This is a genomic window from Candidatus Poriferisocius sp. (genome assembly GCF_965202595.1).
Classification (GTDB): domain Bacteria; phylum Actinomycetota; class Acidimicrobiia; order Acidimicrobiales; family Bin134; genus Poriferisocius.
In genome coordinates this window covers 263,004-284,980 of sequence record NZ_OZ241836.1, presented here as the reverse complement: position 1 = coordinate 284,980, position 21,977 = coordinate 263,004, and the positions used below count along the sequence as shown (strand labels likewise).

The 21,977-nt window shown below is 60.7% G+C and carries 20 protein-coding genes; 13 read left to right on the top strand and 7 right to left on the bottom strand.

The features are described from left to right. Positions 1-24: 24 nt before the first annotated feature. The 4 genes from ACOGXC_RS01700 to ACOGXC_RS01685 all read right to left on the bottom strand — a co-directional run bounded on the left by ACOGXC_RS01700 (position 25) and on the right by ACOGXC_RS01685 (position 3,759). Positions 25-696 carry an O-methyltransferase gene (locus ACOGXC_RS01700; protein WP_419919004.1) on the bottom strand — a complete coding sequence of 224 codons (672 nt, stop codon included), beginning with the start codon at positions 694-696 and terminating at the stop codon, positions 25-27. Then, positions 696-1,094 carry a pyridoxamine 5'-phosphate oxidase family protein gene (locus ACOGXC_RS01695; protein ID WP_419919003.1) on the bottom strand — a complete coding sequence of 133 codons (399 nt, stop codon included), beginning with the start codon at positions 1,092-1,094 and terminating at the stop codon, positions 696-698. The genes ACOGXC_RS01700 and ACOGXC_RS01695 overlap by 1 nt, the downstream gene beginning before the upstream one ends. Before the next feature lie 3 nt (positions 1,095-1,097). After that, a complete protein-coding gene (locus tag ACOGXC_RS01690) occupies positions 1,098-3,410 on the bottom strand; it encodes a HelD family protein (RefSeq protein ID WP_419919002.1) in 2,313 nt (770 codons plus the stop codon). Between the two features lie 88 nt (positions 3,411-3,498). Continuing rightward, on the bottom strand, positions 3,499-3,759 hold the full coding sequence (locus ACOGXC_RS01685) for a hypothetical protein (RefSeq protein ID WP_419919001.1): 261 nt from the start codon (positions 3,757-3,759) through the stop codon (positions 3,499-3,501). Between the two features lie 117 nt (positions 3,760-3,876). Here ACOGXC_RS01685 and hemE point away from each other — a divergent pair, with 117 nt between their 5' ends. The 8 genes from hemE (at position 3,877) to ACOGXC_RS01645 (ending at position 12,629) form a co-directional block, all read left to right on the top strand. After that, positions 3,877-4,935, top strand: coding sequence for a uroporphyrinogen decarboxylase (gene hemE, locus ACOGXC_RS01680; protein ID WP_419919000.1), 1,059 nt, complete (start codon positions 3,877-3,879; stop codon positions 4,933-4,935). Between the two features lie 73 nt (positions 4,936-5,008). Further along, positions 5,009-6,343, top strand: a complete 1,335-nt coding sequence (hemG, locus tag ACOGXC_RS01675; RefSeq protein ID WP_419918999.1) for a protoporphyrinogen oxidase — start codon at positions 5,009-5,011, stop codon at positions 6,341-6,343. A gap of 87 nt (positions 6,344-6,430) precedes the next feature. Beyond that, a complete protein-coding gene (lnt, locus tag ACOGXC_RS01670) occupies positions 6,431-7,915 on the top strand; it encodes an apolipoprotein N-acyltransferase (protein WP_419918998.1) in 1,485 nt (494 codons plus the stop codon). A gap of 102 nt (positions 7,916-8,017) precedes the next feature. Beyond that, the gene (locus tag ACOGXC_RS01665; protein ID WP_419918997.1) at positions 8,018-9,277 is read left to right on the top strand and encodes a glycosyltransferase family 4 protein; all 1,260 of its coding nucleotides are present in this window, start codon (positions 8,018-8,020) and stop codon (positions 9,275-9,277) included. Positions 9,278-9,403: 126 nt separating this feature from the next. Continuing rightward, positions 9,404-10,156, top strand: coding sequence for a class I SAM-dependent methyltransferase (locus ACOGXC_RS01660; protein WP_419918996.1), 753 nt, complete (start codon positions 9,404-9,406; stop codon positions 10,154-10,156). Positions 10,157-10,196: 40 nt separating this feature from the next. Continuing rightward, positions 10,197-11,222 carry a prenyltransferase gene (locus ACOGXC_RS01655; RefSeq protein WP_419918995.1) on the top strand — a complete coding sequence of 342 codons (1,026 nt, stop codon included), beginning with the start codon at positions 10,197-10,199 and terminating at the stop codon, positions 11,220-11,222. Between the two features lie 245 nt (positions 11,223-11,467). After that, a complete protein-coding gene (locus ACOGXC_RS01650; protein WP_419918994.1) occupies positions 11,468-12,010 on the top strand; it encodes an HsdM family class I SAM-dependent methyltransferase in 543 nt (180 codons plus the stop codon). A 22-nt stretch (positions 12,011-12,032) separates the two neighbouring features. Next, positions 12,033-12,629 (top strand): restriction endonuclease subunit S, encoded by a 597-nt coding sequence (locus ACOGXC_RS01645; protein ID WP_419918993.1) that lies wholly within the window; start codon positions 12,033-12,035, stop codon positions 12,627-12,629. Between the two features lie 2 nt (positions 12,630-12,631). On the opposite strand, the gene ACOGXC_RS01640 is transcribed toward ACOGXC_RS01645, so the two are convergent. The 3 genes from ACOGXC_RS01640 to ACOGXC_RS01630 form a co-directional block, all read right to left on the bottom strand. After that, positions 12,632-13,813 carry a DUF1214 domain-containing protein gene (locus ACOGXC_RS01640; RefSeq protein ID WP_419918992.1) on the bottom strand — a complete coding sequence of 394 codons (1,182 nt, stop codon included), beginning with the start codon at positions 13,811-13,813 and terminating at the stop codon, positions 12,632-12,634. 150 nt (positions 13,814-13,963) lie between these two features. Further along, on the bottom strand, positions 13,964-14,593 hold the full coding sequence (locus tag ACOGXC_RS01635) for a class I SAM-dependent methyltransferase (RefSeq protein ID WP_419918991.1): 630 nt from the start codon (positions 14,591-14,593) through the stop codon (positions 13,964-13,966). After that, positions 14,565-15,194, bottom strand: coding sequence for a GtrA family protein (locus ACOGXC_RS01630; protein WP_419918990.1), 630 nt, complete (start codon positions 15,192-15,194; stop codon positions 14,565-14,567). Before ACOGXC_RS01630 ends, ACOGXC_RS01635 begins: the two co-directional genes overlap by 29 nt. A 320-nt stretch (positions 15,195-15,514) precedes the next feature. Between ACOGXC_RS01630 and ACOGXC_RS01625 the strand changes: the two genes are divergently transcribed. From ACOGXC_RS01625 to ACOGXC_RS01605, 5 genes are all read left to right on the top strand, one after another. Then, entirely contained in the window at positions 15,515-16,330 is an 816-nt protein-coding gene (locus ACOGXC_RS01625) for a TdeIII family type II restriction endonuclease (protein ID WP_419918989.1), read from the top strand. A 1-nt stretch (position 16,331) separates the two neighbouring features. Continuing rightward, a complete protein-coding gene (locus ACOGXC_RS01620) occupies positions 16,332-17,051 on the top strand; it encodes a DNA-methyltransferase (RefSeq protein WP_419918988.1) in 720 nt (239 codons plus the stop codon). Between the two features lie 194 nt (positions 17,052-17,245). Next, positions 17,246-18,085, top strand: a complete 840-nt coding sequence (locus ACOGXC_RS01615; protein ID WP_419918987.1) for an acyl-CoA thioesterase — start codon at positions 17,246-17,248, stop codon at positions 18,083-18,085. A 377-nt stretch (positions 18,086-18,462) separates the two neighbouring features. After that, positions 18,463-19,515 carry a PQQ-dependent sugar dehydrogenase gene (locus ACOGXC_RS01610; protein ID WP_419918986.1) on the top strand — a complete coding sequence of 351 codons (1,053 nt, stop codon included), beginning with the start codon at positions 18,463-18,465 and terminating at the stop codon, positions 19,513-19,515. Positions 19,516-19,614: 99 nt separating this feature from the next. Further along, entirely contained in the window at positions 19,615-21,933 is a 2,319-nt protein-coding gene (locus ACOGXC_RS01605) for an N-6 DNA methylase (protein ID WP_419918985.1), read from the top strand. Positions 21,934-21,977 lie beyond the last annotated feature (44 nt).

Genomic DNA, 21,977 nt, shown 5'->3' with positions numbered 1-21,977 from the left:
AACCGAGCTCGCCCTTGCCCCCCCCTAAGAACCCGAGTGGGTAATCAAGGTGAGGCCATCGGCTACGGGGAGCATCACCTGAGTGGTGCGTGGGTCGGCCACCACGAATCGGTTGAAAGCGCGGATGGCCGCCAGGTTCTGGTCCAAGTCAAGATCGGCATCGGGATCGGCCACCCGGCCGCCCCACAGCACGTTGTCCACCAGGATGATGCCTCGGGGGCTCAGCCGGCGGAGGATTTCCTCGTAGTAGATCCGGTAGGAGCCCTTGTCGGCATCGATGAAGGCCAGGTCTATGGATGGATCTGGGGGCAAACCGGCCAGGGTCTGGGTCGCGGGGGCGATGACAACCTCGATCCGATCGGCCACCCCTGCCCGATGCCAGAATGGCCGGCCGATGTTCACCCACTCCTCGCTCACGTCACAGCACAGCAACTTCCCACCGGGGGCGAGCCCCCGAGCAATCGACAGGGCCGAAAAGCCGGTGAACGTACCCACCTCCACCGCGAACCGCACCCCCAGCAGGCGGGTGAGCAGGGTCATGAAGCCGGCCTGCTCGGGAGCGATCTGCATCCGGGAAACACCACCCAACCCGACGGTGACCTCGATCAGTTCCCGGGCCACGGGGTCGATACCCGCCCCATGGGCCACCATGTACTCCTGCACATCAGTGGCGAGGCCAATTCCCTTGGGTGTCATTACGCCCTCCCGAGCACCGAGTCAACTGAAATAAGGATGGCCCTCCGGTCTGCCCCCCGGTCCTTGGGCGGGCGGTAGCGCTCGGCGTAGCGGGCTACGGCGTGGGCGCACTGCCGGGGATCGGCGGTTACGGTGGCCCAACCCTCGAGGGTCACCCATCGACCCCCGTCCACCTGGCACAGCACAGCCCTACCACCACCGGTCGCCTCCAGCAGGTGTACCTTGCGGGCCCCGGCCCAGGTGATGACCCTGGCGGTGGCGGTGGCGGGATCCCAGGTGAACCCCACCGGGGTCACGTGAGGGGTGCCGTTGGGGCGAAGGATGGTTAGAGACGCCAGGTGGCGATCCCGAAGGAAGCCAACCATCGACTCGCTGAGGTTGTGAGGGTCGTGGGCCATCAGTCACACCGCCCCGGCCGGCAGGGGTTCGGGCAGCGGGCGGGAGTGCACCACAACCAGGCGCTGGGTGGCTCGGGTCACGGCCACGTACAGGGCCCGCATCCCCATGGGGAGCTTCTCGCAAATATCAGCCGGTTCCACCACCACAGCGATGTCCACCTCCAGACCCTTGACCAGCTCCACCGGAACCACGGTCACCCGGAACTCCAGGCCCCGTTCATAAACCAAACCGTGGTCCACCCCGGCACCAGCCAATGCCCCGGAGATGGCTTCGACCATCGAGGTGTGGGCGATTACCGCCAGATTCCCGTTGACCAGCGCGCCCAGCTCACCTTGAACCTCTCGAACAACCGCCGCCACCAAACCGGCAAGGCTGGTTTCGCCCCACTCACCATTACCGGTGACACCGGTTTCGCCCCACTCACCATTACCGGTGACACCGGTTTCGCCCCACTCACCATTACCGGTGACACCGGTTTCGCCCCACTCACCGTTACCGGTAAGGCTCTGCTGGTTGGCCATGGTTACGAATCGGGAAGGAAGCCCCTGATAATCGCGGTTACCATTCGGGGGGTGAGGGTTGGTAACGGTTACGAATCTAGGAGCAAGGCCCCCGGTACGGACGGACCGGGGTGGGGCGAGGCCGGGCACCGCGGCATCCAGCACCCGAGCGGCCACCGCCATTATCGGCTCGGTTAGGCGATAGCCGATGGTCAACTCCGCGAATCGGGGCTCAATGCGGCCGGGCAGGTGCTCAACCACGCTGCTCCAGGAGTCGTGACCCCAGGCGGAGGTGGCTTGGGCAATGTCGCCCACCACGGTCATGGACCCGTTCAGCGATCGCCGGCTGATCATCCTGAGCTGCATGGGTGACAGGTCCTGGGCCTCGTCCACCACTATGTGGCCGTAGGTGCGGACCGAATCGGCCCGGCGGTGGCTGGGGCGGGGTCCCAGCAGGGCCAGAGCCTCGTCCAGCAGTGGGGCGTCCTCGGCCGTCCACACCACCCGGGAGGCGTGGGCAGCCCGGGGGCGATGAAGCAGGTCAACCTCATCCGGGGCCAGCACCGGGCCCGCTGCCGAGCGAAGCAGGCTCGGGGCCCCGAACAAATCGTGAAGGAAATGGGCGGGGGTGAGCACCGGCCACATCCACTCCAGAGCCTCCCGCAGATGGAGGCTGCCGTGAAGCTGCTCGCGCGCCGCCTCACCGTCGAGGTCCGGGACACCGGGGCGCGACCCGCTGGCGGCCAGGAGCTGGTAAACCTGCTGCTCGACGAACGAGCGGGCCCGGTTGTGGGTGCGGAACCGCCGGCGAGCCTGGTCGATTATCCCGGCGCTCTGATCCACGGTGAGCCGGAGTCGCCGGAGGCCGAGGGGCACCACCAGATCGGCGCGCAGCGGCCGCTGGCGGTCCCGGCGAGCCCGGCGCAACACCGGGACCATGCGCAGATCACCCTTGATCCGCGACACCCGAGGGTTGTCGAGTCCCTTGATCCGGGTGCCGGGCAGCAGATCGGCCAGCATCGCCACCTCCACGCCGGCCTCACCCAGCGACGGCAGCACCTGCTCTATGTAGGTCAGGAACAAGCGATTGGGGCCGAGTACCAGCATCCCCTGACCCTCGAGAGGAAAGCGATGCGTATACAGCAGGTAGGCGGCCCGGTGGAGGGCGGCCACCGTCTTGCCGGTTCCGGGGCCACCCTGCACTACGAGCACACCGGGCAACCGGGAGCGGATGATGGCATCCTGCTCGGCCTGGATGGTGGCGACGGCATCGGCCAGCCGCCCGGTACGCCCGGCCTCCAAACCGGCCCGCAACGTGGCCTCCCCCACCAGGGGAAGAGGGCCACCCCCATTGCGGGCACCGAAGCTCTCGTCCTCCACTCCCAGCAGCTCCCGGCCCCGGGTGATGAAGTGGCGGCGGCGGGACAAACCCATGGGCTCGCCGCCGGTGGCCCGGTAGAAGGCCTCGGCGGCCGGGGCCCGCCAGTCGATGGTGATTGGCTCCTGGTCGTCGTCCCACACCGCCACCCGACCTACGTAGAACCGGTCGCCGCCCCCCTCCTCGGTCCAGTCCAGCCGGCCGAACACCAGCGAGGAGTCACCGATGTCCAAGGCGCTCAGGCGATTGCTGATGGAGTCCCATATGATCTCCCGCTCGTAGCGGGCTTGATGGGTACCGCCCGTGCCCACCTCCACCATGCCTTTCAGCGACAAAGCTCTCAGCCGGGCTGATTCAAGGGCTTGATGAGCCCGAGCTATGTATGCCTGCTCCGCAGTGTGATCGGGATGAATCGGGGCTCCTCGGACTCGGTTCAAAACTGGCAGACATTTGAGTGTACTACCCCGATCCAGGATTCAAGAAGCGCCCGGCTCCAGGAATCAGAAATCCACCCCGATCCAGGATTCAGGAATCCACCGGCTCGCCGATCTCCTTGAGCGCGTCACCGATGGCAACCCGGAGTCGGCGGGCGAGGTGAGGGGGCAGATGAAACACCAGCCCATAACCGGCCCGGCCCACCTCCTCCACGGTGAGCACCACCCGGGCCGCGGCATCGTCATAGTCGTCGGCAACTGCCACCGCCCACGAAACCGGCGCGAACTCGTCACCATCGCCCGGCGGGAGATCGGCTGGATCGAAGGGATAGTCATCAATGGACCGACGCACCCACACAATGGTACCGGCGGTGGGGGATTACCGGCAGTAGCAGATTACCGGCTTTGGGGGATTACCGGCTCCGGTGACGATGGCAGCGCAAGCTCCGGCGGTCGGTACGGTTTGGGCGTGGCCACCGGGACCGCTCCTGCCAACGATGCCTTCCTGCGGGCTTGTCGAGGCCTGCCGGTGAAGCGGGTACCGGTGTGGTTCATGCGCCAGGCCGGGCGATCGCTGCCCGAGTACCGGGCCCTCCGGGGAGAAGGTTCCATGCTGGAGGTCATAGCCCGCCCGGAGCTGGCCACCGAGATGACCCTCCAGCCGGTACGCCGGTACGGGGTGGACGCCGCCATCCTGTACTCCGACATCGTGGTTCCGGCCCACGCCGTGGGGTTCGGGGTGGACATCGTTCCCGGTGTGGGGCCGGTGGTGGAGCAGCCCTTCCGGGAGGCCCGCGACCTGAATCGCCTGCCACCGCTGGACCCCGAGGCCGATACCGGCTACGTGCTGGAGACGGTGCGCAACCTGGTGGCCGAGCTGGACGTGCCGCTGATCGCCTTCGCAGGGGCACCGTTCACCATGGCGTCCTACCTGGTGGAAGGAGGGCCGTCTCGAACTCACGCCCTCACCAAGACATTGATGTACCGCGATCCCCACTTGTGGGCGGAGCTGATGGACCGTCTGGCCGATCTGGCCATAGCCTCCATCGGCTCGCAACTCGATGCCGGAGCCTCCGCATTCCAACTATTCGACTCCTGGGCCGGAACCCTGGCCCCCGACCAGTACCGCCGTTTCGTGCTGCCGGCCAGCCAACGGGTGTTCTCCGAGCTGAAGGACCGCCACAGGGATTCGAGGGCCCCGGGCATCCACTTCGGGGTTGGGACCGGTGAGTTCCTGGAGTTGCTGGCCGAAGCCGGGGCCGATGTGGTGGGAGTGGACTGGCGAGTTCCCCTGGACGACGCTCGAAAGCGTCTGGGACCCGAAACAGCGGTGCAGGGCAACCTGGATCCGGCGGTGGTGCTGGCTCCGTGGCCGGTGGTGGCCGAGCAGGTGACCGACGTGTTGGATCGCAACGCCGGCCGGCCGGGGCACGTGTTCAACCTGGGCCACGGTGTTTTGCCCGAGACCAACCCCGAGGTGCTGGAGCAAGTGGTCGAGCTGGTACACGGCTACCAAGCAGCCCCATGAATTCGCACCCCGGCCCATGAAATCACACCCATGAGGTCGCGGCGCTGCCCAGCCATCCCATGAGGTCGCACCCATGAAGGTAGCCGTGGTGGGGGCGGGCATCACCGGCCTGGCCGCTGGATACGAGGCGGTCAAGGCCGGAGCCGAGGTGGTGGTGTACGAGGCGGCCGACCGGGCCGGGGGGCGGATCCTTACCTCCGAGTTGGCAGGCCGGCCGGTGGATGAGGGGCCCGATGCGTTTCTGGCCCGAGTGCCGGGGGCGTTGGGGCTGTGCCGCGAGCTGGGCCTGGATGCAAACCTGGTGTCACCCACGCAGCGGGCCGCGTTCGTGTATTCCCGGGGGGCGCTGCGGGAGCTGCCCCAACCCAACGTGCTGGGGGTTCCGCTGGATTTCGACTCCCTGGCCGCCTCGGGAATCATATCTGCGCCGGGGGTGGCCCGAGCCCGCCAGGAGCCCGATCTGGACGGGCCGGCACTGGTCGGCGACGAATCGGTGGGCGGGCTGGTGCGGCGGAGGTTGGGCGACGAGGTGGCCGAACGGCTGGTGGACCCGCTGATCGGGGGCATCAACGCTTCGTCCATGGACAATTTGAGCGTGCAGGCTGCGGTGCCTCGACTGGCCGAGGCCGCCGCCCACGGCCCCAGTCTGGTGCGATGGCTGAGGCGGCTGGTCGCCTCCCCCGGGGCCGATCCCGGCGCTCCGGTGTTCTACACCCTTCCCGGCGGCCTGGGTGGATTGGCCAAAGAACTGGGCGACCGGCTGGGCGACCGGCTGCGGCTGTCATCCCCGGTTTCCGATTTGAACCACCTGGATGCTGACCGGGTGATCATCACCGTGCCCGCCGCGAGGGCCGGCCGTCTGGTGGCCCCCCTGTCCGAGACAGCGGCCGGGCTGCTGGGAAGCATCCGATACGCCTCGGTGGTGCTGGTGACCCTGGCTTTCGACGCTCGCGCCGTGAAACACCCCCTGGCCGGATCGGGTTTTCTGGTACCGGCCGTGGAGGGCCTCAGCATCACCGCCTGCTCATGGGCCTCAAGCAAGTGGGCCCACCTGGCATCGCCGAACACCGTGATAATGAGAGTGTCCCTGGGCCGGTACGGCGACAACGAGCTGCTGTACCTGAGCGACGAGGCCCTGCTGGGGGTGGTGATGTCGGACTTGGAAACGACGATGGGGCTGAACGCCACGCCCCAGCATGTGCGCATCAGCCGCTGGGAGCACTCCCTGCCGCAGTATTTCCCCGGCCACCTGGAGTTGGTGACCACCATCGAACAAGCGTTGTCCAAAGACGCGCCCTGGGTACAGGTCACCGGGGCGTGGGCCCGAGGATTGGGCATCCCGGCCTGCATCCATCAGGGTCGCCAGGCAGCCCTTGCCGCCACAAATGGTGCCCCGGGCCCCCGGTAGCCGGCACCTGGTGCATCCTTTGGCGATGAGATACCCGCGGCGATGAGATGCCAGTGGCGATGAGATGCCCGTGGCAATGAGATACCAGTGAACTTCGCACCCGGGCTTTGGGCTCGCACCAGCGGGGTGCCGGCGGTGGGCTCCTTGGGGGCTGGGGGACTGGTTGCCCTGTCGATGCCACCCTGGGGATGGTGGCCCCTCGCGCTGGTGGCGCTGGTGGTTCTGGAGCGCCTGCTGGCCGATCAACCCTTATGGGCCCGGGCCTGGCGGGGGTTGGGATTCGGGGCCGGCTGGTTGTTTCCCTCCACATTGTGGATGGTCGATTTCACCCTTCCCGGTTACCTGGCCGTTGGCGTGGTGTTCTCGATTCTTTACGGCTCGGTGGGGGTGGCTTGCCCACCGGGGATCGGCCGGTGGGTTGCCCTGCCCGGCCTGTTCGTGCTGGCCGGAGCGATACGGTGGCGGTGGCCCTTCGGCGGGGTGCCACTGTCCACCCTGCCCATGAGCCAGGTGGACAGCCCATGGGCCATCACCGTTCGGGTGCTGGGCCCGTTGCTACTGGTGGGGGTGGCGGTAGCGGTGGCCATGGTTGTGGCCGCAGCTTTGCACCGCCATTGGCAGACCGCACTGGTTCTGGCGGTGGTGGTGGTGGGATTCTGGGGCTGGGCCGCGGTAGCCCCCCAGGGTTCGGCGCTCGGCACCATCGACGTGGCCCTGGTGCAGGGGGGAGGACCCCAGCGGACCCGAGCCGCGAACACCGACCCGGCCGTGGTGTTCGAACGGCACTGGGAAGCCAGCCAACTGGTGCAACCACCGGTGGATCTGGTGGTGTGGCCCGAGGACGTGGTGGACGTGCAGGGCCTGTTCGCCGCCAGCCCCCAGCAGCAACGGTTGGCCGAGCTGGCCCAGGAACTGAACACCACCCTGGTGGCCGGGGTGATCGAAGACCTGCCCGGCGGCGCAGGAGCCAACTTCGTTGCGGTGTTCACCCCTGAGGGAACCCCGGCGGGCCGCTACGACAAGGTGCGGCTGGTGCCGTTCGGGGAGTACGTGCCGCTGCGGTGGCTCATCGAGCCGCTGGCCCCCGACTACCTACCGGCCCAGGACATGCGGCGGGGGAACGCCCCCGCGGTGCTGGACACCCCCGCGGGTCGCCTGGGGGTATCAATAAGCTGGGAGGTCTTCTTCGAGGATCGGGCTCGGGATGCCATCGGCAACGGTGGTGAGGTGCTGTTGAACCCCACCAACGGGTCCAGCTACTGGCTCACCATCGTGCAGACCCAGCAGGTTGCCAGCTCCCGGTTGCGGGCCCTGGAGACGGGGCGGTGGGTGGCGCAGGCATCTCCAACCGGTTTCAGCGCGTTCGTGGACCCCGGCGGAAACGTTTACCAGCGCACCGGCGTTTCCGAACAAGCAGTGATCCAAGCTCCCGTCGAGCTGCGGACCGGCCAAACCCTCGCCACCCGAGCCGGCCCCTGGCCCATGGTTGCCCTGGCCCTGGCAATCGGGGTTGCCGCCTGGGCTTTCCGCTCGCGAACCATAACCCCCAAACCCCCAAAGCCTGATATTTGACCCAACCAACCTGATTCCGAGAACCTTGCCCACCTGCTCCACCAAACCCCTCAACAACTGATATTTGACCCAACCAACCTGATTCCGAGAACCTTGTAGGTCATGGCCCCGGAGGATCGATCCCTCAGGATTGCCCTGCTTTCGTACCGGGGCAAACCCCATTGCGGGGGCCAGGGCGTGTACGTCCATCACCTGAGTCGGGCGCTGACCGATCTGGGGCACCACGTGGAGGTGCTGAGCGGGCAGCCCTACCCGGTTCTGGACCCTCGGGTACCGCTTCACCGGCTTCCCAGCCTGGATATCTTCAACGATGCCTACCCGGGCCGGTTACCCGGATTCTGGGAGATCAAATCGTGGGCCGATGCCGCCGAGGTGGGCTCGTTCATGACCGGAGCCTTCTCCGAACCGCTGGCCTTCTCGCTCCGGGCCTGGCAGGCACTGCGCTCCCGAGCCGGGGAATTCGATATCGTGCACGACAACCAGTCATTGGGCTACGGGCTTTTGGGCATGGAGCGGGACGGGCTACCGGTACTGGCCACCATCCACCATCCCATCACCGTGGACCGCCAACTGGAGCTCGAGCACGCCCGGGGGATGATGGATCGTTTCGGCAAGCGACGCTGGTACTCCTTCATCCGGATGCAGGCCCGGGTGGCCCGCCGCTTGCGGCGCATCATCACCGTGTCGGAGTCGTCCCTCGACGACATAGCCCGGGACCAGCGGGTACCCCATGGCCGGATGCATGTGGTACCGGTGGGGGTGGATACCGAGCTGTTCCGCCCGCTTCCCGGCGTGGACCGCCGGCCGGGGCAGATCATCACCACCGCCAGCGCGGATGTGCCCATGAAGGGCCTGCGCTACCTGCTGGAGGCGGTGGCCAAGTTGCGCACCGAGCGGGATGTGCGGCTGATCGTGATCGGAAAACCCCGCGAGGGGGGTGCATCCTCCTCCACCATCAACAGCCTGGGACTGGGCGAGGTGGTGGAGTTCGTGTCGGGGGTGCCCGATGACCGCATTGTGGAGCTGTACGCCACCAGCTCAGTGGCAGTGGTGCCCTCGCTGTACGAGGGGTTCTCGCTGCCGGCCATCGAAACCATGTCCAGCGCCACACCGCTGGTGGCCACCACCGGCGGGGCGCTGCCCGAGGTGGCCGGCACCAGCGGCGAGACCTGCCTGCTGGTGCCCCCCGCAGACAGCGAGGCATTGGCCGGGGCGCTCGTTCGGATTCTGGACAATCCGGCCATGGCCGCTCGGATAGGCCAAGCCGGGCGGGAACGGGTGAGGAGCCGCTGGAGTTGGCACCACACTGCGGAAAAGACCGTTGAGCACTACCGGGTACTGCTCAACGAATGGCACGCGTGACGGTGAGAACCCAAACCGCATCCCCAGCGGAGCACTACCGGGTACTGCTCAACGAATGGCACGCGTGACGGTGAGAATACGGCCCTCCTCCCCAGCGGAGCACTACCGGGTACTGCTGGACAGCAGGTGCTGACCGTTGACTACAACCGGCTGGGGTTGAAACCCGGCGAGCAGCTCCTGGATCTGGGGTGCGGTTTCGGGCGCCACGCCTATGAGGCTGCTCGATTGGGGGCGCACGTGGTGGCCTGCGATCTGGCATCGACAGAGCTGGCCCAGGTGAGGGCCACCTTTGCCGCCATGTCGGAGGCCGGCGAGCGGTACCGCGGAACCTGCCAAACCGTCCGGGGCGATGCCACCCGCCTACCTTTTGCCGACCGGGTATTCGACCGGATCATCGCCTCGGAGGTGCTCGAGCACGTGCACTCCGACGAGCAGGCCCTGACCGAGCTGGCCCGGGTGCTGCGACCCGGCGGGGTCCTGGCCGTGACCGTACCCACCTGGCTACCCGAGAAGATCTGCTGGGCCCTGTCGGACGAGTACCACGCCCCCCGAGCGGTGGGCGGCCACGTGCGCATCTACCGGCACGGACAGCTCCGCGGTCGGCTCCGGTGCGCCGGCCTCACCCCGTTCTCCAGCCACCACGCTCATGGGCTGCACAGCCCCTACTGGTGGTTGCGGTGCGCGGTGGGTCCGAACAACGATAACCACCGGCTGGTTGCGGCTTACCGCCGACTCCTGGAATGGGATATTGTTGACCAACCCAGAATTACCCGAATTGCTGACCGGGTTCTGAGTCCGGTCCTGGGCAAGAGCCTGGTGCTTTACAGCCGGAAATCAGGTTCCAGCCATTTGAAGGAGGCCAAGAGTGTCGCCGCCTGAACCCCATAACCATAAAGAGGCAGGGCTTTTTGTCCCTCAGGTGGCCGGGGTTCTGTCTTCAGCCGAACTGGAGTTGACCGCGAGCAGCATTGCCGCCTGGCAACTGCCCAGCGGGATGATCCCCTGGTTCCCCGGCGGTCATGCCGATCCGTGGAACCACGTGGAGGCGGCCATGGCTCTCATGGTTATGGGGTTTCGGGCCGAGGCCGAGCGGGCCTACCAGTGGCTGGTGGACAACCAGCGGTCCGACGGAGCCTGGCACCAGTACTACCTGGCCGACGGCGTGGAACAGGACAAGCTGGATGCCAACTGCGTGGGCTACGTGGCCACCGGGGTGTGGCACCACTACCTGTGTACCGGCGATCGGGGCTTCTTGGAGACGATGTGGACGGTGGTGGAACCGGCGGTGGATTTCGTGCTCGATCTGCAACTGCCCCGGGGGGAGATCCGCTGGGCCCGCCACGCCGACGGCACGCCGTGGTCGTTCGCCCTTCTGACCGGATCGTCCAGTATCTGTCACAGCCTGAGGGCGGCCATCGCCATTGGTGAGGAGCTGGGCCACGAGCGCCCCGACTGGGAGTTGAGTGCCGCCCGGTTGGCCGATGTGATCCGTACCCAGCCCGGTGCTTTTGCGCCCAAGCACCGCTGGGCCATGGACTGGTACTACCCGGTTCTGTCCGGGGTGGTCACCGGGCAGGCCGGTCGGAGCATGCTGGCCTCCCGCTTCGACCAGTTCGTGATGGACGGCCACGGGGTGCGCTGCGTTTCGGACCGACCGTGGGTCACCGCAGCGGAAACCTGCGAGTGCATCATCGCCCACCTGGGCGTGGGCCGGCGGGACATCGCTACCGAGATGTTCGAATGGGTGCAGGATCTGCGGGCCGACGACGGCTCCTACTTCACCGGCATGGTCCACCCCGAGCGAACCCACTTCCCCGCCGCCGAGCGCTCCACCTACACCGCCGCCGCCGTCATCCTGGCCGCCGACGCCCTAGCCGGAGGCTCCCCCGCCGCCACCATCTTTTCCAACCACCAATCCCTACCCGAACTAATCACCATCGGCTAACCCTTCCCCCCGTGTTCAAGGGAGCGCCGGGGTCGCCAAACTCGCTTGCTCATCGGGTGTTGACTTGATCTGACCAGAACACGACTTATGTACGGCGCTAAAGACACCCCTTCTGACCTGGTGTTTTGTGGTTCAGGGGTAACTGTCGCAGATGTCGATACGGTGCTAGTGAGGTTATTTCTGAAACCAAAATTAAGGATGGAAAAGTACTAAAGAAAATTATATTAGAATTGAACCCTTTAAGTTTGTCAAGTGTTGATGAAGACATAAAAGGAGTTGCATTTGAGCATTTTATTCAGCGTACAACCATTCAGAATGACCTTGGTGAATACTTCACACCCAGACATATTGTCCGATTTATGGTAAAACTTGTTGATCCAGAGTTTAGGCAGACAGTATTCGATCTCTTCTGTGGCACAGGTGGATTTCTAGTAGAATCATACAAACACCTTAGCTTCAAAGCTGGGAGGTCACCTCGGGATATAGAGATTCTTCAAACCAAAACCATATTTGGGCAAGAAATAACTAGCAACGCACGAATAGCGAAAATGAATATGATTCTGTTCGGAGATGGCCACTCAGGTGTGACTCAAATTAACAGCATAAACAACCCTCCAGAGAACAAATTCCAAGTTGTCTTCTCCAACATTCCATTTTCCCAAAGTCTCAGCAGGGGTGAGATTCGCCTGGTTGACAGTGATGCGAAGGACGCTGATGAAGCCTGTTTGCTACGGTGTTTCAACTCTTTGTCAGAAGGAGGAAGTATGGCAGTTATCATACCAGGATGAACCTGACCCGATTCCTGAGGATATGAATCGCTCAGTCTCTGTCGTCAAAACCCGTAACATGAAAAACGTGTTTGCTGCACTAACCAATTCACTATGGCCTGTTCCTGAAAGTGTCGACTATGTATTACTAAAAAATGTTGCTTATTTAGAGAATGGGAAATCAATCACAAAGCAGGAGATACTCCCAGGAAATATACCTGTTATTGCTGGCGGTGGGTCCAGTCCGTACAACCACAAAAATTTTACACACCGCGGAAATTGCTTTACTATAAGCAAGAGCGGTGCCTACTCATGCTATGTTTGGTGGCACAGTGGGCCTATATGGGCATCAGATAGTATTGTAGTATATAGTAGGGATGAATTTAAATTTCTAACTGGATACCTTTATGCTTGCGTAAAAAGCCGCCAAAATGAAATTTACAGTAGACAACAAGGGACAGGGCAGCCTCACATTTACAAAAAACATATTGAATGTATTCCCATTCCAGTTATACCCATTGATAACCAGAGAGAGATGGTTAAAGAGTTTTTTGAGGCACTGGAAGAATTTGAAGCACAAAAGGAACTTTTGGATACAGAGCATGACCGCCTTCTTCGAGTGCTCAGAGAACAACTATAGGATTAGCAGCGGAAGCGGAGGGCTCGGGAGTGGCGACGGAGGTTTATTTGGTCGATGCGTTGGGCGGGGGTGGTTCGGGTGATGAAATCGGGTAGATATTGGCCTAGCTGGGAGAAGGGGACTACCTGGGCCTCGGGAGTGGGCATGGTGGTGCTTTGCACCCAGCGGAAGGAAATTAGGGCTTCGGGGCGGGCCTCGGTATCGAGCCAATTCTGCACACCGGGGTCTGTGTGGGCCACCACCAGCCGGAAACGGCCGTCGGGGTCGGTGGCAATCTGGGCGTTGTTCAGGCTGACCGTGCGGTTGGCGAAGTCCAGCGACTCGAACCAGGCGTAGCTGTAGATCATGAACGACCAGTACCGGGCCTGGGGTATGTCGCAGGTCACGATCATGGCCTCGTCGGGAGCCAACTGGTAGGAACAACCGCCGTAGCCGATGGCGGCGGCCCCGCCCGGTACCGAGCGCGGGCCGTAGAACACGTTGGGCGGCGCGGATCCGCGGCTTTGATCCATCCACCGGTTCCAGAACACCAGAGCGTCGTCGGCCCAGGTCATGGCTCGGTCCAGGGCACCGACGAAACCGGCAGGATTCAGGGGTGCGGGATGCCCACCCTCATTGCCCACCCGCTCGATGAAGAACCGGCCCGGTTGGGCAGCACCCCATTCAACGTTGTACTCCCGTATGGAGATGCGATCGGTATCCTCGTCGATGGGAAGCCAGTTGCCGTCATGAGGAGCGGAGCTGACCACGAAGGTGAAGCTGCCATCGGGGTCCACGGCGAAGTCGTCGTTGGAACGCTCGGCGCATATGCCCGGCCGGTTCTGGTGCATCTCACCGTGGGCGCTCTGAATCACGAACAGCGCCCCCGGTGGCAGCCAACCGGTGACCCGGTAGGTGTGTTGAGCGCTGACAGGAGCCCGCCAGTAGGTGTTGTCCACGTTGGGCCCACCCCAACGCATGATGTCGTCGTTGTGACGGTACATGACCGGAAAGTCCCGATCGCTCATCTCCACCTGCTCCAGCAACCCCTGCATGAGAAGCCGGCTCAGGTGGCGGTACCCCTCGGCTCGCTCCCTCGCCCCGCCGGGGAAGTCAGGGCCCAGCAGGCGGTCACCCGACGCTTTGAGCCGTTCGCAGAACTCCCTCCACGCCTCGCCCGATGCCAGCCTCTCCTCATTGTCCACCCCATCACCGTAACGAACCGGGCCACAAGCGGATAACCAGGTACGCCTGTCACCGTAACGAACCCGGCCAACCACTGGCTCGGCACTGTGCACTAAAGGCGTTGGGTTGAAGTCTGGGACCGGCCTGGGAGGTTCATCCCTCGAACCCGGTCAGATTCCGGGGGCGTGGCGGGTGAGTATCCGCAGCGAGCCGGTGGCGGCCAGTTCGGTGAACGCTCCCGAGTCCATGGCCCGGCAGTAGATCTCGTAGGGCGGGCGGCCACCGTCGGCGGGATCGGGAAACACATCGTGGATGGCCAACCGGCCCCCGATGGCCACGTGGGGCACCCAGTTCTCGTAGTCGGCGTGGGCCGGCTCGGGGCCGTGACCGCCGTCGATGAACAGAAAGGCCAGCGGGGTGGACCAGTTCCGGGCGATGGTCACCGAGTCACCCACCACCGCCACCACCCACGGCTCCAGCCCGGCCCGGTTAACAGTGCGGCGGAAATGGGGCAGGGTGTCGATCAGGCCCACCTCGGGGTCCACCAGGTCGGGCTCGTGCCACTCCCAACCGGGCTGGTTCTCCTCCGATCCCCGGTGATGATCCAGAGCGAAAAGCAGCCGCCCCTGGGACTGGGCGGCATCACCCAAATAGACCGAGGACTTGCCGCAATAGCTGCCCACCTCCAAAAGCGGCCCATCCACGCCCAGGCCGCACGCGGCCCGGTTCAGAGCCAACCCCTCGTCGGGGGGCATGAAACCCCGGGCGGCCTCAGCGAACGCCCGCCGGTCGGGCTCCATCGCCTGCCATTCCCCGATTGGAGCTGTTGTGATCCCCTGCCATCCCCCGGTTGGAGCTGTCGTGATCCCCAGCCATTCCCCGATTGGAGCTGTCGTGATCCCCAGCCATCTCCCGATTGGGATCGTTGTGATCCCCTGCCATCTCCCGATTGGGACCGTCATGGTCGCCGCTTTGGCCTGGGGGGCCGAACAGGTACTGGTCGCACACCGCGTACTTCACCAGCCATACCGTGCCGAACGCCCCCACCGATGCCACGGTGATCAACCAGCCGTTGCCGGTCACCCGGTCGATCAAACCCACGGCAAGCGACGACAGGGCCAGCCCCGCGAAGGAAACCAGCCAGAAGGGCAGCACCTCGCGCCTCCAGCTACTGGGACCCGATCGGTCCCACACCCATGACCGGTTCAGGTGGTACACGGGGATGTTGGCTATAAGGAACGCCACCAGGTTGGCCACCAACGCCGACCATCCCAGCAGGTCGTAGCACACTCGCAGGATGGTCTGCCCCAACACCACCCCCACCGCCGATGCCCCGCCGTAACGCAGCAGGCGGTGCCTGTAGTCCACCAAGTGGGCGCGGGCCGAAACAAGAAGCGACATGGGAGAAGGAAAGCGTAGCCCAGACCCCCTGAACCGAGGGTAGGCGAAGCCAGCCCCACCCCACCACCCGGCGCCGACGCTGGTGCGCCAGCGGGTGTTCGGCGGTCAAGTGGCCGGCCAGGCCCTGGTGGCCGCGGCTCGTACCGTGGAGGGCCGGGCGGTCCAGGATTGTCCCAGCGTATTTCTTCTTGACTTACTCCGCTCGGCCTATTATAGGTTTATACCAAATATGAACAAAATCACATCTGACCAGGTAAAATGCAAAACTGTCACTCCTGTCTGACACAATACCAGCAATGAAAATTGGAAACAGGGGCCGCATGACGCACGACAACACACCCAAGCAACTGGCAGTTGAAACGCTTGTACGCGGCTGTGTGATGGCATACGCGGAAGGGTTTAAGCTGCGCCACGAAAGTGAAGTAAACAACCCTAATGGCGTGATAAACATGAAAATACACAATATTTTTATTGAAGCTTTAGGGCCGGAAATACGATACTATACTGCTTTAGTTCGATCACTAGACAGTTCGCTAGGCAACATGTTAGAAAAACTAGCAATCCAAATTGCAGAACTCTCGTTTGAGGTTCACAATAATATATCTGGCTTTATAAGTGAAGATCAAATATCGACCATCGCTGCGATATTAGAAAGTTATAAAAGCCGACGGGCAACACCATCTCTATCTGACTACAGAAAGCTGCACAAATCAGTAAAAGGTTCACCTATCATAAAACAGCACGGGTCTGACTATTATCTGATTGACAGAGCAGCTAACAAACACTACCTGATAGAACTAAAGATAGGCGGTGACCTGGACAACAAGAAGGCACGCTCTGAAAAAGAAGCTATTATGGAACAATATACGATACTGACCAATCAGCTTTCCGAGGATGCCACAGTCCGTACTTTCTTCGCTACTGCCTATAACAGATTTGGAGAAGGCCAACCGTGGGCACAAGAAAGAGTACGACAATTTTTTGCAGACGAAGAACTATTGATAGGTCAAGACTTTTGGAACTTTGTGTGCCAATCAGACAACGGTTATGAATGGGTATTGAAAGCATACAGGGACAGTGCACACTATATCCGACTAGCTTTAGACTCTATACGAAACACCTACTTGGGAGAATAATATGGAATATGAAACAGTGTGGGCTGACAGCGCTGAGCACATCAAAACAATACCTGACCACACCGTTGACCTTATCCTCACAGACCCTCCATACAATCTCAGCCCATATTCGACTGGCAACATGAAATTTAACTGGCGTTCTGATCTCAACAATGATCTAGCAGAATGGGATAGAGAAGAGTTCATACCAGCCAAGTGGTTACATGAATTCACACGCATTTTGAAACCAACTGGAAACATTTTTGCCTTCACTAGTTATAACTTGTTGGGACAGTGGCATGACGCTTTCGACCCAGAGTTTGACACGTTTCAGTTTATGGTCTGGCACAAAACTAACCCTGCACCCAAGATCAGAAAAGCAGGATTTCTCAACTCATGTGAACTAATTATTTGTGTGTGGAACAAAGGGCATACCTGGAACTTCGGGAAACAGTCTGATATGCACAACTTTATTGAAACTCCTATCTGCATGGGCAGGGAACGATTGAAAGACCCTAAACACCCAACGCAGAAACCAGTACGTGTGTTGGAACATATAATAAATTTGGCCACCCTAGAAGGTGATCTTGTTTATGATCCATTTATGGGTGTCGGATCAACTGGTGTAGCAGCGCTAAACCTGAAACGACGCTTCCTAGGTGCTGAATTGGACCAAGCCTATTTCACTGCTGCTGAGAATCGGTTAATCAAAGCTTCTTATAACAACCGCCTACCCTTCTAAAAAATGTTGATGCATTAGAGTAGAAAACGGACACTTCCAGAGGGAAACAGAAAGCATATGAGATGCCACCAGAGTGGTTTGACGAGTTTGTTACAGACATGAACTTGTGGGTAGCCGATTATTTGGCCGTTAGACGTGGACATTTTCAGATAGATGCATCAGCCACGGGTTCAAGGCGGTAGAATGAGCCGGTCATGCAGTCGGAGGTGGATGATCTGGTCGAGCTACTGGATCTGGAACCCATCGAGAAGGACATCTTCCGGGGGGTCAGCCCCACAGAGGACCGCCAGCGGGTGTTCGGCGGTCAAGTAGCCGGCCAGGCCCTGGTGGCCGCAGCTCGCACCGTGGAGAGCCGGGCGGTCCACAGCCTTCACGCCTACTTCATCCGTCCCGGCGATGTTATGGCTCCCCTGGTGTACCTGGTGGAGCGGGTGCGGGACGGCCGCTCGTTCACCACCCGCAGGGTGACCACCATCCAGCACGGCAAACCCATCTTCGCCATGTCGGCCTCCTTCCAGAGCCGGGAGGACGGCTTCGAACACCAAACCCACTTCCCCACCGGGATACCCGATCCCGAGGAGCTGGAACCTTTCGTATGGCCCGGTTTCCCGGTGGATGACCAGGGCCGGATGAAACGCCCGATCGAGCTGCGCTATGCGACCGGGTCGCCGGCGAAACGATCCGAGAGCCGGGAACCCCGGCTTCAGGTGTGGTTGCGGGCGACCGGCACCCTACCCGACGACCCGGTACTGCACACCTGCATGTTCACCTACGCCAGCGACCTGACGGTTCTGGACACCGCCACCCGCCCCCACCCGGTGCAGGGCAACGATGTGGACATGCAGATGGCCAGCTTGGACCACGCCATGTGGTTCCACCGGCCGCTGAGCATGAACGACTGGATCTTTCTGGATCAAGTGTCGAATTCGGCATCCAACGCCCGAGGTTTGGCCTGGGGTACGGCCTGGACCCGCAGCGGTGATCTGGTGGCCTCGGTGGTACAGGAGGGGTTGATGAGACCCCTGCGAACTTGATCGCGAGCTTCCTGATCCGAATGCTTACTCACATCAGGTTGCGGTCAGCGAGCCGGCTTGCTGCGAACTTGATCGCGAACTCCCGGGGCCAAATGGTGGTGGTCATCGCCGGGGTATGCCTGGTGGCCGGTGCCTGCGGGGGCGGTAACGACGAAGGTATCGGAGACCCCGAAACCACCAATGCGACCCCACGCCCGCAGCCAACACAACCAGCAACCACCAACCAACCCCCAGAACCAACCCCAACATCAACCCCACCCCAGCAGCCAACACAACCAGCAACCCCCGACCAACCCAATCCGCCAACACCCAACGACCCCAACCAACCCAATCCGCCAACACCCAACGACCCCAACCAACCCAATGCGCCATTGCTGATGCTGGCCCCGGTGGTGTCGCTGACCGAACCTATTGCCCTGGTTGCCCGGCCGGGCACCGGCGATCCGGGCGATCTTTACGTGGCCTCCCGTGGCGGGCAGGTGTGGCTCCTGGCCGCCGGCGGTGATGAGCCTCCCCTAACGGTGCTGGACATCGGCGATCTGACCACCAATAGATGCGAAATGGGACTGCTGGGCATCGCCTTCTCCCCCGACGGATCGAAACTCTACGCCCACTACACCGACCTGGAGGGCAACAACCAGGTTGTGGAGTATCCCATGGCCGGGCAACGGGTTCTGGAGGATGGGGGCCGGAGGGTGCTGGACGTGACCCAACCGGCTTGCAACCACAACGGCGGCCACCTGGTCTTCGGACCCGACGGCCACCTCTGGATCGGATTAGGGGACGGGGGTGGGGCCAACGACACCTTCGGACACGGCCAGAACCTGAACTCGGTTCTGGGGGCCATGATCCGCATCGACCCCGAAGCCGGCGGTGGAACCGGCTACACCATTCCCCCCGGCAACCCCTTCACCGATGGCGGGGCCCGCCCCGAGATCTGGGCCTACGGGGCCCGCAACCCATGGCGGTTCTCATTCGACCGGACCACCGGCGACCTGTGGATCGCCGATGTCGGGCAGAACGAGTGGGAAGAGATTCACAGGCTGGCGGCCGGCGACGGCTGGGAGCCGGGGACCAACCTGGGGTGGCCGCTGTTCGAGGGAAACGAGCGGTTCTCCGGCACCGCAACCCCCGATGACCTGGTGCCACCCATCCACGTGTACAGCCATGAGGACGGCTGCTCGATCACCGGCGGCCATGTCTACCGGGGATCGGCCATTCCCGACCTGGTGGGAACCTACGTGTTCGGGGACTACTGCGCCGGCCACCTGTGGGGGCTGAGCGTTGACGACCAGGGGATGTTCACCCGGATCGAACTGGGGGTCTCCGTCCCACCCGTCTCCCTGGTCTCATTCGGTGAGGATGCCGGTGGGGAGCTGTACGCGCTGAGCTTCGACGGCACCGTGTACCGGCTGGACGCAGCGGGTTAGATCACACAAATTGTCACGCACCACCTGTACTATGTGCTCATGGAGAAAGTGAAATGGAGTGCTCCGGTCGACCGCTCTCAAGGAAGCCAGTAACGAACAGTGCCTAACGAGAGAAACACAGAGGAAATAGTTCGATCCCACTTCAGGCAGTACGCCGACCAGGTAGAAGTGGAAGAGCAAAAATCCAAGCACCGCCGAATCGAAAAACTGCTGGCATCGGCATCGAAAGGAGGGGCAGGACGAGGTTATCCCGAGTTCCTGGTTACTTTGAAAGACGAACCCGATCTTTTAATCGTGATCGAGTGCAAGGCTGACCGGAACAAACATGAGAGTCCTGACCGGGACCGTCCCATCGAATTTGCGGTTGATGGTGCCATGCATTACTCGTCTTACCTATCAAAAGAATTCGACGTGATTTGTATAGGTATCAGTGGAGAAACTCACACAGATGCCAGAATTTCCCATTTTCTACACCTCAAAGGAGTTGCGTGCCCGACTCCAATATTTGATGAAACTTTGCTTTCTCCGTCAGATTATATTCGGGGCTACTACAATAATCCTGATAAGTACAGGCAAGACTACGATTCTTTGAAGAGTTTTCTTCGTATATTGAATGAGCGTTTACATAGAAACAAAGTCGCTGAAAGCAACAGAGCACTCTTGATAAGTGCTATACTAATAGCTTTGGAGAATCCGTCCTTCAAAAGATCATATGGCGCGGAAAACGACTCGGTAGAATTGGCAAAGGATATTCAGAAACGAGTCCTAGCAGAGTTGAAGGCCGACTTGGATGAGGAAAAACTTAGATTGCTGGAACAGAAGTTCTCATTCATTGAACACGAGACAGCTTTGATTCAAAAGGATGGGGAACTGAGAGAGTTAGTACAGCAGATAGATAGCGAAATAAACTCCTTCATCAAAAACCATGAATACCGGGATGTCCTAGGCGAACTGTACGTTGAGTTCCTGAGATATGCCAACAAGGATAAGGGCCTGGGTATAGTTCTTACACCACCGCATATAACCGAGTTATTTGCAGATCTAGCCCAGGTGAATAAGTCCTCCATAGTCTACGATAATTGTGCAGGTACTGGGGGATTCCTGATCAGCGCTATGAAACGTATGATTACAGATGCTAAGGGATCGGAAGAACTAGAAACCCGTATAAAGAACAGCCAGCTTTTCGGAGTTGAACTACAGGCTGACATTTTTCCACTGGCTGTCTCCAACATGTTTATACATCAAGATGGCAAATCCAATATAGAGCAAGCAAGTTGTTTCGATACCGATATTATTGCAAGAATGAAAATTAAACGGCCCACTGTAGGAATGCTCAACCCTCCATATAAATCGAACAAAAGACACGACAAAGAAGAGTGGGAGTTTGTACTCAATAACCTTGATATTTTAGGTGATGGAGGCATCTGTATTGCCATCATTCCCATGCAGTCAGCTCTATCCACAAGTGACAAGATCATCAACTTCAAGTCAAAGTTGATGAAAAAACACACGCTGGAAGCAGTGTTGTCCATGCCAAATCAACTGTTTTTTAACTCCAAAGCTAGCGCTGTTACCTGCGTCATGGTGATTATAGCCCATCGCCCACATCCAAAAGGTAAAAAAGTCTGGCTGGCACTTGCCAAAGATGACGGCTATGTGGTGGAGATGCACAAGGGTCGAGTAGATCCGGACAACAAGTGGCCTTCCATTCGAGATCAGTGGGTAAGGCATTTCCTCAACAGAGATGAAGTCCCATATTTCAGTGAAATGAGAGAGCTTAACCCAGCTGATGAGTGGTGCGCAGAGGCCTGTATTACGCGAGATTACCGGCAGTTGACACAGGAAGACTTCCAGTATTCTTTGAGATTACTCACAGGAGCTATGTTTTCTCAGGGTAAGCTTAACGCCGTACATTCACAACCCATATCTGAATCTGATCTTCGGCTCACTGACAGGGAATGGGAGTATTTCAATATCGGAGAAACGTTCGCTGTTACCCTTGGACCTTACACCGATAAGAGAGAGCTTATTGAAGGCAGCCTGCCGTACATCACGCGTACCGCGTCTAACAACGGGGTGGACGGCTTCGGTAGGCATGACACATCCTATGAGGGGAACTGTATAACGATAGGAGCAGAGGGAGTAGTGGCCTTCTATCAGCCAGATGAGTTCTTGAAGGGTAACAAGGTAAACATTATCAGGCACGAGAGAATGAGCGCAGGTATTGGCATCTTTCTAGTGACTGTGATGGATTTCGCTCACAAGGGCACCTACAACTACGGATATGCCCTTGTGAAAGCCCGCTTGGAACGATCACGGATACCTTTGCCTGTAATAAAACCCGGATTACCGGATTGGGATTTCATGGAGTCCTATATTGGTAAACTCAACTACAGTAGTAATTTGAAAAAATTGTGACAGTATTTCAGAAGAAGTCACTTACTTGAACAGTGTATTTTTCA